14 protein-coding genes and 1 pseudogene are annotated in these 12,146 nt (G+C 69.6%); 12 read left to right on the top strand and 3 right to left on the bottom strand.

The features are described from left to right. Window positions 1-81 precede the first annotated feature (81 nt). The 10 genes and pseudogenes from ssuE (at window position 82) to BM013_RS02695 (ending at window position 8,000) form a co-directional block, all read left to right on the top strand. Window positions 82-666 carry an NADPH-dependent FMN reductase gene (ssuE, locus tag BM013_RS02735; RefSeq protein ID WP_093122468.1) on the top strand — a complete coding sequence of 195 codons (585 nt, stop codon included), beginning with the start codon at window positions 82-84 and terminating at the stop codon, window positions 664-666. Window positions 667-787: 121 nt separating this feature from the next. Further along, window positions 788-931: a hypothetical protein gene (locus BM013_RS41140; RefSeq protein WP_177206484.1), complete on the top strand. Its 144-nt coding sequence runs from the start codon at window positions 788-790 to the stop codon at window positions 929-931. Window positions 932-959: 28 nt separating this feature from the next. After that, window positions 960-1,919: a sulfonate ABC transporter substrate-binding protein gene (locus BM013_RS02730; RefSeq protein WP_093122466.1), complete on the top strand. Its 960-nt coding sequence runs from the start codon at window positions 960-962 to the stop codon at window positions 1,917-1,919. Then, on the top strand, window positions 1,919-3,088 hold the full coding sequence (gene ssuD / locus BM013_RS02725) for an FMNH2-dependent alkanesulfonate monooxygenase (protein WP_093123330.1): 1,170 nt from the start codon (window positions 1,919-1,921) through the stop codon (window positions 3,086-3,088). The genes BM013_RS02730 and ssuD overlap by 1 nt, the downstream gene beginning before the upstream one ends. Before the next feature lie 9 nt (window positions 3,089-3,097). Beyond that, the gene (gene ssuC, locus BM013_RS02720) at window positions 3,098-3,943 is read left to right on the top strand and encodes an aliphatic sulfonate ABC transporter permease SsuC (RefSeq protein ID WP_093122463.1); all 846 of its coding nucleotides are present in this window, start codon (window positions 3,098-3,100) and stop codon (window positions 3,941-3,943) included. Between the two features lie 11 nt (window positions 3,944-3,954). Then, window positions 3,955-4,941, top strand: coding sequence for an aliphatic sulfonate ABC transporter substrate-binding protein (locus BM013_RS02715; protein WP_093122462.1), 987 nt, complete (start codon window positions 3,955-3,957; stop codon window positions 4,939-4,941). Between the two features lie 4 nt (window positions 4,942-4,945). Next, window positions 4,946-5,775, top strand: a pseudogene (locus BM013_RS02710) (ATP-binding cassette domain-containing protein). A 37-nt stretch (window positions 5,776-5,812) separates the two neighbouring features. Continuing rightward, window positions 5,813-7,102, top strand: coding sequence for an O-acetylhomoserine aminocarboxypropyltransferase/cysteine synthase family protein (locus BM013_RS02705; protein WP_093122459.1), 1,290 nt, complete (start codon window positions 5,813-5,815; stop codon window positions 7,100-7,102). A gap of 17 nt (window positions 7,103-7,119) precedes the next feature. Then, window positions 7,120-7,716: a malonic semialdehyde reductase gene (locus BM013_RS02700; RefSeq protein WP_093122457.1), complete on the top strand. Its 597-nt coding sequence runs from the start codon at window positions 7,120-7,122 to the stop codon at window positions 7,714-7,716. A gap of 68 nt (window positions 7,717-7,784) precedes the next feature. After that, window positions 7,785-8,000 carry a TOBE domain-containing protein gene (locus BM013_RS02695; RefSeq protein WP_007829250.1) on the top strand — a complete coding sequence of 72 codons (216 nt, stop codon included), beginning with the start codon at window positions 7,785-7,787 and terminating at the stop codon, window positions 7,998-8,000. Between the two features lie 55 nt (window positions 8,001-8,055). On the opposite strand, the gene BM013_RS02690 is transcribed toward BM013_RS02695, so the two are convergent. Further along, window positions 8,056-8,811 (bottom strand): DUF4261 domain-containing protein, encoded by a 756-nt coding sequence (locus tag BM013_RS02690; RefSeq protein ID WP_218153628.1) that lies wholly within the window; start codon window positions 8,809-8,811, stop codon window positions 8,056-8,058. A gap of 147 nt (window positions 8,812-8,958) precedes the next feature. On the opposite strand from BM013_RS02690, the gene epsC reads away from it, so the two are divergent. Further along, the gene (gene epsC / locus BM013_RS02685; protein ID WP_093122454.1) at window positions 8,959-9,873 is read left to right on the top strand and encodes a serine O-acetyltransferase EpsC; all 915 of its coding nucleotides are present in this window, start codon (window positions 8,959-8,961) and stop codon (window positions 9,871-9,873) included. Next, window positions 9,870-10,139: a helix-turn-helix domain-containing protein gene (locus tag BM013_RS02680; protein WP_093122452.1), complete on the top strand. Its 270-nt coding sequence runs from the start codon at window positions 9,870-9,872 to the stop codon at window positions 10,137-10,139. Before epsC ends, BM013_RS02680 begins: the two co-directional genes overlap by 4 nt. Here BM013_RS02680 and BM013_RS02675 read toward each other — a convergent pair. Then, the gene (locus BM013_RS02675; protein WP_177225408.1) at window positions 10,133-11,179 is read right to left on the bottom strand and encodes an alpha/beta hydrolase family protein; all 1,047 of its coding nucleotides are present in this window, start codon (window positions 11,177-11,179) and stop codon (window positions 10,133-10,135) included. The two genes, BM013_RS02680 and BM013_RS02675, sit on opposite strands and share 7 nt — an antisense overlap. After that, window positions 11,176-12,045 (bottom strand): AraC family transcriptional regulator, encoded by an 870-nt coding sequence (locus BM013_RS02670; RefSeq protein WP_093122448.1) that lies wholly within the window; start codon window positions 12,043-12,045, stop codon window positions 11,176-11,178. Before BM013_RS02670 ends, BM013_RS02675 begins: the two co-directional genes overlap by 4 nt. Window positions 12,046-12,146 lie beyond the last annotated feature (101 nt).

Raw genomic sequence — 12,146 nt, 5'->3', positions numbered from 1 at the left:
AGGCCGGCAGTGCAGGCACCCGTTGCGCGGGTGCCGTGGCCCGGCTCGGCCTGAATTTCCGAAGCAAACAGAAAGTCTCCCGTGTCCGTTCTCCTGATTGCCGGCAGCCCTTCGGCCCCCTCCCGTTCCACCGCATTGCTCGAAGCGGTGGGCGAGCGGCTGGCCCAGCGCAAGGCGCGCATCGAGCGCCTCGCCATCCGCGACCTGCCCGCGCAGGCGCTGCTGCTGGCCGACTGGAACCATCCGGCCATCGTGAACGCGATTGCCAGGGTGACCGAGGCCCGCGTGATCGTGGTGGCCACGCCGGTCTACAAGGCGGCCTACAGCGGCGTGCTCAAGGTCTTTCTCGACCTGCTGGCGCAGAACGCGCTCAAGGGCAAGACGGTGTTGCCGCTGGCCACCGGCGGCAGCCCGCACCACATGCTGGCGCTCGACTACGCGCTGCGGCCCGTGCTGCAGTCGCTGGCGGCGCGCCACATCCTGCCAGGCGTATACGCCAGCGATTCGCAGATCACGCTCACGCCCGAGAACGCCTACCAGGTGCACCCCGACCTGGCCGAGCGGCTCAACGAAGCGGTCGAGGTGCTGGCCACCGAAGGCCTGAAGCTGCCCGCCACCCACGGCTTCGAGCCGGTGCCGTTCTCTCGCGTGCGATGTAGCGTCTGAACGCGGGGTTCTTCGCCGAACCCAGCCACGCCAGACCCATTTCCTTCCCCCGTTTCTTGAAGCCGCCCGTGCGCGGCCGGGGGACAGTTTTGCCCGAAGTTCTGCACCCAGGAATCCCCGCATGAATCCCGTTGCCACCGAAGACGCCGTGCTCGACATCGGCACCGCGCCGCGTTCCCTCTGGCACGCGCTCGGCGATCTCGCCGTGAGCGCCATCGTGGTCAGCGCCATCGCGCTGATCGTCAGCTTCATCGCCGCCGCCTGAGCGCGGCGCACACCCAGCGAGCCTTGCCATGACACACCAGATTTCCACCCCGCGCCGCCGCCTGATCCAGGGCGTGGCCGCCGCCGTTGCGCTGCCGTCGTTCGCCGCGTTGGCGCAGGCGCCGGCGCGCCAGTTGCGCATCGGCAACCAGAAGGGCTACCTCACGCTGCTCAAGGGCCGCGGCACGCTGGAGAAGCGCCTGGCGCCGCTCGGCGTCACGGTGAAATGGACCGAGTTCACGGCCGGCCCGGTGCAGCTCGAGGCACTGAACGTGGGCTCCATCGACTTCGGCGACGTGGGCGAAGCGCCGCCCATCTTCGCGCAGGCCGCCGGTGCGCCGCTGGCCTACGTGGGGGCGACCGTGGCGCGCCCGCAGTCGGAGGCCGTGCTGGTGCCCAAGGCCTCGGCCATCAAGACCGTGGCGGAACTCAAGGGCAGGAAGATCGCGCTCAACAAGGGCTCGAACGTCCACTACTTCATCGTCAAGCTGTTCGAGAAGCACGGCCTCTCGTATGCCGACCTGAACCTGGTCTACCTGCCGCCGGCCGATGCGCGCGCCGCCTTCGAAAAGGGCTCGGTCGACGCCTGGGTCATCTGGGACCCGTTCCTGGCCGCGGCCGAAAAGACGCTCGACGCGCGCGTGCTGGCCGACGCCACCGGCGTGGTCGGCAATCGCGCGTACTACTTCTCTTCGCTCGACTACGTGGCGAAGAACGCCGACGTGCTGGCCATCGCGATCGAGGAAATCAACAGGATCGACGTCTGGGGCGCCGCCAACAAGGGTGAACTGGCCGGCGAGCTCGCCACGCTCTGGGGCCTGCCGAAGCCGGTGGCCGAGCTGTCGGTGAACCGCTCCGCCTACGGCACCACGCCGATCACCAAGGCCATCCTGGCCGAGCAGCAGAAGATCGCCGACACCTTCTTCGAACTCAAGCTGATCCCGAAAAAGATCAACGTGCTCGACGCCGCCGGCGCGGGAGTCGCGTGATGCAGATCTTCTGGTTCCTCCCCACGCACGGCGACAGCCGCTACCTCGGCACGAGCGAAGGCTCGCGCCCCGTCGACCTGGCCTACCTGCAGCAGATTGCCGGCGCGGCCGACAACCTCGGCTACGAAGGCGTGCTCATTCCCACGGGCCGCTCGTGCGAAGACCCGTGGGTCATCGCGTCCAGCCTCATCGGCTCGACCCGGAAGCTCAAGTTCCTGGTTGCGGTGCGCCCCGGCCTGCACCAGCCCAGCCTGGCCGCGCGCATGGCCGCGACCTTCGACCGCCTTTCGGGCGGGCGTCTGCTGGTGAACCTGGTGACCGGCGGCGACCAGACCGAGCTCGAAGGCGACGGCGTGTACCTGGACCATGCCTCGCGCTACGAGCAATCGGACGAGTTCATCCGCATCTGGCGCGAGATCCTCGCGCGCAGCCATGACGGCCAGGCCTTCGACTACGACGGCAAGCACCTGAGCGTGAAGGGCGCCAAGCTGCTGTACCCGCCGGTGCAGAAGCCGTACCCGCCCGTGTGGTTCGGCGGCTCCTCGGCCCCGGCGCACGAGCTGGCCGCCGGGCAGGTCGACGCGTACCTCACCTGGGGCGAGCCGCCCGCGGAAGTGGCCAAGAAGATCGCCGACGTGCGCGCCCGCGCCGAGCGCAAGGGCCGCAAGGTGGCGTTCGGCATCCGGCTGCACGTGATCGTGCGCGAGACCGAAGACGCCGCGTGGAAGGCCGCCGAAGAACTCATCAGCCGGGTCGACGACGACACCGTCATCCGCGCCCAGGCCGCCTTCGCGCGCATGGACTCCGAAGGCCAGCGCCGCATGGCCGCGCTGCATGCGGGCGGCGCCAGGCGCTCGCGCGCCGAACTCGAGATCGCGCCCAACCTCTGGGCCGGCGTGGGCCTGGTGCGCGGCGGTGCCGGCACCGCGCTTGTGGGCGATGCGAAGACCGTGGCGGCGCGCATCGAGGAATACGCGGCGCTGGGTCTGGACAAGTTCATCCTGTCGGGCTACCCGCACCTCGAAGAGGCCTACCGCTTCGCCGAGCTGGTGTTCCCGCTGCTTTCGCGCAAGGCGAAAACGCAACTGGCCGGTGGCTCGCTGAGCGGGCCGTTCGGCGAGGTCGTGGCAAATCTCGATGCGCCTTCGCGCCTCGTTTCCCAAAGCTGAAGGATCGTCATGACCGAACAAGTTCAGGACCTGCCAGCCGGTGTGCCCGCCGTGAGTGAAGGGCATGCGCTGAAGAATTTCGCGCTCAACGTGCTGGGACGGCTGGTGCCGTGGCTCGTGCCCGTCGGGCTCATCGTGTCCTGGCAGATCGCGTCGTCGCTGGGCTGGCTCAGCACGCGCGTGCTGCCGGCGCCGGTCGACGTGGTCAAGGCCGCGTGGACGCTCACGGCCTCCGGCGAACTGTGGACGCACGTGAAGGTCAGCGCGGGCCGTGCGCTCGCGGGCCTGGCCATCGGCGGCGGGGCGGGGCTCTTGCTGGGCCTGCTCACGGGCTCGGTGAAGTTCGCCGAGACGCTGCTCGACTCCACCATCCAGATGGTGCGCAACATTCCCGCGCTCGCGCTGATCCCGCTGGTCATCCTGTGGTTCGGCATCGACGAGTCGGCCAAGCTGTTCTTGATCTCGGTGTCGGTGTTCTTCCCGATCTACCTGAACACCTTCCACGGCATCCGCAACGTCGACCCGCAGCTCATCGAGATGGGCCGCACCTACGGCCTGTCGCGCTGGCAGCTGTACCGCGAAGTCATCCTGCCGGGCGCGCTGTCGTCGATCCTGGTGGGCCTGCGTTTCTCGCTCGGGCTGATGTGGGTGATCCTGATCGTGGCCGAGACCATTTCGGCGCAGGCCGGCATCGGCTACCTCACGATGAACGCCCGCGAGTTCCTGCAGACCGACATCGTGCTGGTGGGCATCCTGCTGTACGCGCTGCTCGGCAAGCTGGCCGACCTGTTCGCGCGCGGCCTGGAGCAATGGTGGCTGCGGTGGCATCCGGGCTACCAGAAGAAGACGAAGTGAGGGCAGGGGACATGACGCATTCCAGAATTTCCCGACGCGAGGCCATCGCCACGCTGGGCGCGCTGGGCGCGGCCGGTGCCACGGCCGCCTTCGCACAAGGCACCACCTCGCGGCCGGCGACCGTGCGGCTCGGCTACCAGAAGTCATCCACGCTGATCGCCTTGCTGAAGGTGCAGGGCACGCTCGAGAAGCAGCTCGCGCCGCTCGACGTGAGCGTGAGCTGGCACGAGTTCACCAGCGGCCTGCCGCTGCTCGAGGCGCTGAACCTCGACAACCTCGACATCAGCGCCGACGTGGCCGACACCGTGCCGGTGTTCGCACAGGCGGCCGGTGCCGACCTGACCTTCATCGCGCAGGAGGCGCCGTCGCCCGCCGCGCAAGCCATCGTGGTGCGCGAAGACTCGCCGCTGAAGACCGTGGCCGACCTCAAGGGCAAGAAGGTCGGTTTCGCCAAGGCGGCCGGTGTGCACTACCTGCTGATTGCCGCGCTCGACAAGGCCGGCCTGTCGTTCAAGGACATAGTGCCCGCCTACCTCACGCCCGCCGACGGCCGCGCCGCCTTCGAGAAGGGCGCCATCGACGCGTGGGTGGTGTGGGACCCGTTCCTGGCCGCCGCCCAGCGTCAACCGGGCCAGTCGAAGGTGCGCGTGCTGGCCGATGGCGCGGGCATCGCGTCGTACCAGCGCTACTACCTGGCGAGCACCAGGTTCGCGAAGGCGCGGCCCGACGTGCTGCGCGTGGTCTACGCCGAGCTCGAGAAGACCGGCAAGTGGGTCAAGCAGAACCCGAAGGACGCAGCCGCGTTGCTGTCGCCCGTCTGGGGCCTGGACGCCGCGACCATCGAGCAGGCCAACGGCCGCCGCAGCTACGCGGTGCGCCCGGTGGTGCCCGAGGTGCTGGGCGAGCAGCAGCGCATCGCCGACGCCTTCTTCGCCGAGAAGCTGCTGCCCCGAAAAATCGATGCGCTGAATGTGGCGCTGTTCAAGCCTGGAGCCTGAAACCATGAGTGCCGTTCTGAAAGACATCCAACCCCCCGCCATCGCTGGCGGCGTTCGCCTGGAAGCGCGCGGCCTGCACAAGCGCTACGGCGCGCGCGAGGTGCTGCGCAACACCCGCCTGACCATCGAGCCGGGCCAGTTCATCGCCATCGTCGGGCGCAGCGGCTGCGGCAAGAGCACGCTGCTGCGGCTCATCGCGGGGCTCGAGGAGCCGAGCGACGGTGGTCTCTACACCGACGGGCGCGCCGTGCACGGCCTGCACGACGACACCCGCATCATGTTCCAGGAGGCGCGCCTGCTGCCCTGGCGCCGCGTGCTCGACAACGTGACGCTGGGCCTGCCCAGCGACGCCAAGGCGCGCGGCAAGGAGGTGCTCGCGCAGGTCGGCCTGGCCGACCGCGAGAACGAATGGCCGGCGCGCCTGTCGGGCGGGCAGCGCCAGCGCGTGGCCCTGGCGCGCGCGCTGGTGCACCACCCGCGGCTGCTGCTGCTCGACGAGCCGCTGGGCGCGCTGGATGCGCTGACGCGCATCGAGATGCACCGGCTCATGAGAACCTGTGGCAGCGCCACCGCTTCACCGCGCTGCTGGTGACGCACGACGTGCAGGAGGCCGTGGCGCTGGCCGACCGCGTGATCCTGATCGAAGACGGGCGCATCGCGCTCGACGAGAACATTGCGCTGGCCCGCCCGCGTTCGCAGGGCGACCCGGCGTTCGCGGCCATCGAGAAACGCATCCTCGACAGGGTGCTGCAGAAGCCGGACGACACCGGCCCGCAGAGCACCGACGCCAACTGGCCCGGCACCCCCGCGCACGCGCTGCGCTGGGCGATCTGAGCGCCTTCATTCCTTCGCCAACCTGAAAGGCAGTCGCATGTCGCAGAACTGGAAATTCGAAACCCTGTCGGTGCACGCCGGCTATTCCCCCGAGCCCACCACGCGCGCCGTGGCGCCGCCCATCTACCAGACGGTGGCCTACGCGTTCGACAGCGCGCAGCACGGCGCCGACCTGTTCGACCTGAAGGTGCCGGGCAACATCTACACCCGCATCAACAACCCGACGCAGGACGTGCTCGAACAGCGCGTGGCCGCGCTGGAAGGCGGCATCGCGGCGCTGGCGCTGGCCTCGGGCCAGGCGGCCGTGACCTATGCCATCCAGACCATCGCGGAGGCCGGCGACAACATCGTCAGCAGCACCGCGCTGTATGGCGGCACCTACAACCTGTTCGCCCACACGCTGCCGCAGTTCGGCATCACCACGCGCTTCGCGGACCACCGCGACCCGGCCAGCTTCGAGAAGCTGTTCGACGAGAAGACCAAGGCGGTGTTCGTCGAGTCGCTGGGCAACCCAGCGGGCAACGTGACCGACATCGCGGCCATTGCCGAGATCGCGCACCGCCACGGCGTGCCGCTGATCGTCGACAACACCGTGCCCTCGCCCTACCTGAGCCGGCCCATCGAGCACGGCGCCGACATCGTGGTGCATTCGCTCACCAAGTACCTGGGCGGGCATGGCACCAGCATCGGCGGCGCCATCGTCGACTCGGGCAAGTTCCCGTGGGCCGAGCACAAGCAGCGCTTCAAGCGCCTGAACGAGCCCGACGTGAGCTACCACGGCGTGGTCTACACCGAGGCGCTCGGTGCGGCCGCCTACATCGGCCGCGCGCGCGTGGTGCCGCTGCGCAACACGGGCGCGGCCATTTCGCCGTTCAACGCCTTCCTGATCCTGCAGGGCATCGAGACGCTGGCGCTGCGCATGGACCGCATCAGCAGCAACGCACTGGCGGTGGCGCAGCACCTGAAGAAGAGCAAGGCCGTGAACTGGGTGAACTACGCCGCGCTGGAAGACCACCCGGACTACGCGCTGGCGAAGAAGTATTTCGGCGGGCGTTCCAGCGGCGTGCTGACCTTCGGCATTGGCGCAGGACGCGAGGGCGGGGCAAAGTTCCTCGATGCGCTGAAGCTCTTCACGCGCCTGGTGAACATCGGCGACGTGCGCTCGCTGGCCACGCACCCGGCCTCGACCACGCACCGCCAGCTGTCGCCCGAAGAGCTGGCCCGGGCCGGCGTGACCGAGGACACGGTGCGCCTGTCGGTCGGCATCGAGCACATCGACGACCTGATCGCCGACCTCGACCAGGCCCTGGCCGCGGCGTCGAACTGAAGCACTTTCCCAAAGCCATGACCACATTGCAAGCCATTCCCGACGCCGCGCTGGACCAGCTGTTTCGCAAGGCCCGCACCGTGCACGCGTTCAAGCCCGTGCCCGTGAGCGACGAGCTGATCCACAGGCTCTACGACCTCGTGAAGTGGGGCCCGACCGCGTTCAACGCGCAGCCGGCGCGCTACGTGTTCGTGCGCAGCGAAGAGGCCAAGGCCCGGCTGAAGCCGGCCGTGTCCGCGGGCAACACCGCTCAGACGCTGGCGGCCGGCGTCACGGTGATCGTGGCGCACGACACGCGCTTCTACGAGCACCTGCCCACGCAGTTCCCGGCCTACGACGCCAAGCCCATCTTCGAGAAGAGCGCCGAGGCCGCGCAGGCCACGGCATTCCGCAACAGCAGCCTGCAGGGCGCCTACCTGATCCTGGCGGCGCGCGCGCTCGGGCTCGACGCGGGGCCGCAGTCGGGCTTCAACGCCGACCTGGTCGACAAGGCCTTCTTTGCCGACGGGCGCTACCGGGCCAACTTCCTGGTCAACCTCGGCGTGGCCGACCACGCCGGCACCTTCGAGCGCGGGCCGCGGCTGGCGTTCGACGACGTGGCCGAGATCGCCTGAGGCGCCGCTTCTGCTGCCGAATGCTTCTCCTGAATTCCTTCCCCCATCAACCTGAAAGAGAACCCATCATGTCCATTCAAGCCATCAACGTGCGCAACCAGTTCAAGGGCAAGGTCCGCGAGATCATCCGCGGCGACGTCGTCTCCGAAGTCGATGTCGAGACCGCCTGGGGCATCGTCACCTCGGTCATCACCACGCGCTCGGTCGACGAGCTGCAGCTGAAGGTGGGCTCCGACGTGGTCGCGCTCGTGAAGTCCACCGAGGTTTCGATCGCCAAGCTCTGACGGACCCTCGGGCTTGCGAACACCCGGCGCCGCATTGGCGCCGGGTTTTTTCTTGTCAGCGTTCGAGCGGCACCGGTGGCACCAGCGGCACCAGCCGCCAGATGCCGTACGGGTTGTGGAAGAGCGAGTCTTCTTCGTAGGTCTGCGCGCTTTCCTCTTCGATGCGGTAGGCCGGCGCGTCCTGCGCGACCGAGAAAGTCTGGCCCGCGCGGACGGTGGGCGACTCCGTGAACAGGTAGCGCGTGAACACGCGCAGCAGCTCGATCGTTTCCGGCGGGTCGCCCGCGCCGTGCGTGACCGCGTCCTTCAGGCCGAGGTTGTGCATGCCGCAGGAGCACACGTCTTCGCCCGTGAGGTACACGACCAGCGCGCGGTGCGCAAAAAAGAGATGGAGGTTCTCGCAGTGATCGAACCAGTCCGAGGGCTTGTACGACAGGCCCGTGCTCTCGACCTTGACGCCCAGGCCGCTCGCGCGAAGCAGCGCGGCGCCGGCGCGCATGAGCGCCTCGGCGTTCTCGCGGCTGCCGCCCGAGCCGACCAGGTACACGACCGACCGGTGCGCGGCAATGGCCGCCATCTCCGGCGTGTCGCGCCAGTGCGGGCCGGACACCTCGAAGGCCCTGGGCATGCGCTCGTCGGCGCCTTCGAAGACCAGTTCGCAGCTGAAGCGCGTGGCCATGCACATCAGGATGCGCCCCGCGAAGAGGTAGCCGTCGCTGTCCTTCGCGAGGCGGCCGATGAGTTCGGTGCTGTCCGTCCAGGGGCCGGGAATGCACAGGACCATGTCGGGGTCGGGGGTGGGCTCGCTCACGTGATGTCCTCGATGTTGCAGGTTCGTGCGGGTGCGCTCAGGTGCGGCCTGCCATTTTGCGGGAAGATCGATGACAGCCGCCGCTGTTGCCCTGAGGCAGCATCTGTTGCGTTGACCCGTCCATTTACCTACCGGGGGTACCCCTACATGGCCCAATTCGAAGTGAGCGACATCGTCCGCGCGCTGCACGGCGTGCGCGACGAGTGGCGCGATTCGCAGCGCCGGTCGCGCGAGCCCGGCACGCGCGAGTTTCCGTCGCGCGACGCGCTCGCGCAGACCATCGAGTCGCTCAAGGGCGCGCTGTTCCCGATGCGGCTCGGCCCGCCCGACCTGCGCCACGAGAGCGAGGACTTCTACGTCGGCCACACGCTCGATTCCGCGCTGCAGTCGCTGCTGGTGCAGGCACGGCTCGAACTGAACTACAACGCCCGCCACGAGCCGCGCCCGTCGAGCGAGATCGACGGCGTGGCGGCCGAGGCCATCCGCCAGTTCGGCAACACACTGCCGCAGCTGCGCCGCCTGCTCGACACCGACGTGCTGGCCGCCTACCAGGGCGACCCGGCCGCGCGCAGCGTGGACGAGGTGCTGCTGTGCTACCCCGGCGTGCTGGCCATGATTCACCACCGGCTGGCGCACGAGCTCTACAAGCTCGGCCTGCCGCTGCTGGCGCGCATCGTGGCCGAGCTGGCGCATGCGCAGACCGGCATCGACATCCACCCCGGCGCGCGCATTGACGCGGGCTTCTTCATCGACCACGGCACGGGCGTGGTGATCGGCGAGACGGCCGTCATCGGCAAGCGCGTGCGGCTGTACCAGGCCGTGACGCTGGGCGCCAAGCGTTTCCCGACCGACGCCGAAGGCAACCTGCAGAAGGGCCTGCCGCGGCACCCGGTGGTGGAAGACGACGTGGTCGTCTACGCCGGCGCCACCATCCTGGGGCGCGTGACGCTGGGCAAGGGCGCGGTGATCGGCGGCAACGTGTGGATCACCGACGACGTGCCGGCCGGCGCGAGCGTCACGCAGGCCAGCCTGCAGGCCGCACCGAAGGCAGGTGGCGCATGAAGGAATTCGTCGAAGACTTCGGCACGGTCGTGCGCCAGTTGCGCGAAGGCAAGGGCTGGTCGCAGGACGAGCTGGCCCGGTGCGCGGACCTCAATCGCTCCTACGTGGGCGAGGTGGAGCGCGGGCTGGTGATTCCGTCGATCGTCACCGCGCGCAAGCTGGCCGACGCCGTGGGCATCAACATGGTCAACCTGCTCATGCGCTGCGAGCAGCTGGAGCAGTCGCGGCTGGTGCGGCGCATCGACCTGAACGCGATCGCCTACTGAGGTGCGCGCGGTGCCTGAGGCGTGTGAGGCGCCTGAAGCGCGTGCCCCGGGCTTGCCAGGTGCCGCCTGAAGAAGGCCACCACCTCGGCGTTGAAGGCGGTGTGAAAGGCCGTGCGATCGAAGCCGGGCCCGTCGCGGCAGATCTCGGGCAGGGCATTGGCCATGGCTGGCGCGCACGGCGCCAGGAAAGCGAAATGCGCCGCGCCGGCGGCCACATGCCAGTCCGGGGGCGCGGGCAGGTCGCGGCGAACGGCCGCCACGCTGTCCGGCGTCACGCCGTCGCCGCCGAACTCGGACGCCCAGAGCTGCAGCGGCACCGTCACCTGCTTCAGGCCCGCCGCGTCGAACACGCTCAGTGGATCGACGATGACGGCGGCCTTGATGCGCGGGTCCCGAGCGGGTGACACCAGCAGCGCTGGCAGGTCGCCGCGGCGGATCTCGCCGCACAGCGGCACCCGTGAGTCCGCCGGGCACAGGTCCTTGCGCAGCGTGAGGTCGGGCACGGCGCCGACCGCCACCAGCCCGGTGTAGCCGCCGCGCGAAAAGCCGAACAGGCCGATGCGGTCCGCATCGAGCGCCGACCGCCCGGGCCACGCGCCCAGCATGTGGTCGACCAGCCGTTTCATGTCCACCGGCCGCGTCGCGAACGCCGACAGGTGGCCCTGGCGGCTCAGGTCCTGGAAGTTGTCGCCCGGGTGGCTGATGGCGGCCACCACGAAGCCCGTGTCCGCCAGCGCGGCGGCGGTGTCGTGGTGCCCGAGAAAGGAGCCGCCCGTGCCGTGCGAGACCACCACCAGCGGCAGCGCGCTGCCGGCCACGGGGCAGTCGCGCGTGCCGGCGATGACCAGCGGGTCGAGCGCGATCCTGCCGGGCGCGGACGCGCAGGGCGTCCATACCGCCCCGCGCAGCGCGGGGCCGTTGCCGTCGGCGGGCACCTCGATGAAGCTGAAGCCCGCCGCGTGCGCGGCCACCGAGAGCCAGAGGGTGGCAAGGAAAAGAAGGCGGGCAAGGGGAAGGGCAAGGGTCGTGGCAAGGGTCATGGCATGGTTGCGCGGCGGATGGGAATCAGCAGGTCGGTGCGCAGTTCGGCCTGCGTGGCCGTGCGCGGCGAGTTCAGGTAGTGCTCCAGCGTGGGCCGGTCGTCCGGCTCGTAGCCGCTGGCCGGCAGCCAGCGGGCGTGCAGCGTGTTGATGGCCGCGTCGATGCGGCTGTAGGGGCCCACCAGGCAGTGCAGGGCATAGCGGCCGGCCGGAAGCACCAGCGTCTCGAGGTCGCCGCCCGCCGGCCACGGTTGGCGCGAGGCGGCCGCGGCGTAGTACCTGAAGCCCTCGGCATCGTCCGGGTCGCCGAAGGAGGCGCCGAGCCAGGCCGTCACGCCGGCGGTGCCGTCGTGAAGGTCCGGGTGCAGGTGCGGATGCAGGTGCAGCCGGCGCTGCGTATGGGGAATGGTCGACGGCGGGCCGTGGTGGCGCAGCGCCTGCACGCGCTGCGCCGGGCGCTCGACGATCCGCACGGCCGGCGCATCCGAGGCCCCCGGGCCGGCGAGCATCGCGGCGTGCATCTGCTGCTGGAACTCGCGCGGCGACTGGCCCGTGAACTGGCCGAAGGCGCGCGTGAACGCCTGCGGGCTGTCGTAGCCCGCGGCCATGGCGACCTGCGTGACGCTCTGGCCGCCGGCTTCCAGCAGCCGCGTGGCCAGGGCCAGCCGCACGCGCCGCACCGTGGCCGCCACGGTTTCGCCCGCGATGCTGCTGTAGACCCGGTGAAAGTGGAACGGCGAGAAATGCGCCAGGCGCGCCAGGTCTTCCAGCCGGTGCCCGGCCATCGGGTCGGCCACGATGGCCGCGACGACGCGGGCCACGCGTTCCCGGTAGCTTTGTTCTGCGCGGCGTAGGGTCGAGGGCATGGCCGGAGTTTGCCCGCGGCCGGCCCGCCGTACTTAGCCGGGATTGCGGTTTTGCATTCAGGGCGGCTGGCAGGCTATGCTTATCAATTGTTAACAATGAC

Origin of the sequence: Variovorax sp. OK605 (genome assembly GCF_900115445.1) — a bacterium.
GTDB lineage: Bacteria > Pseudomonadota > Gammaproteobacteria > Burkholderiales > Burkholderiaceae_C > Variovorax.
The sequence above is the reverse complement of the archived record's forward strand: the minus strand, read 5'-3'. Positions and strand labels throughout refer to the sequence as shown.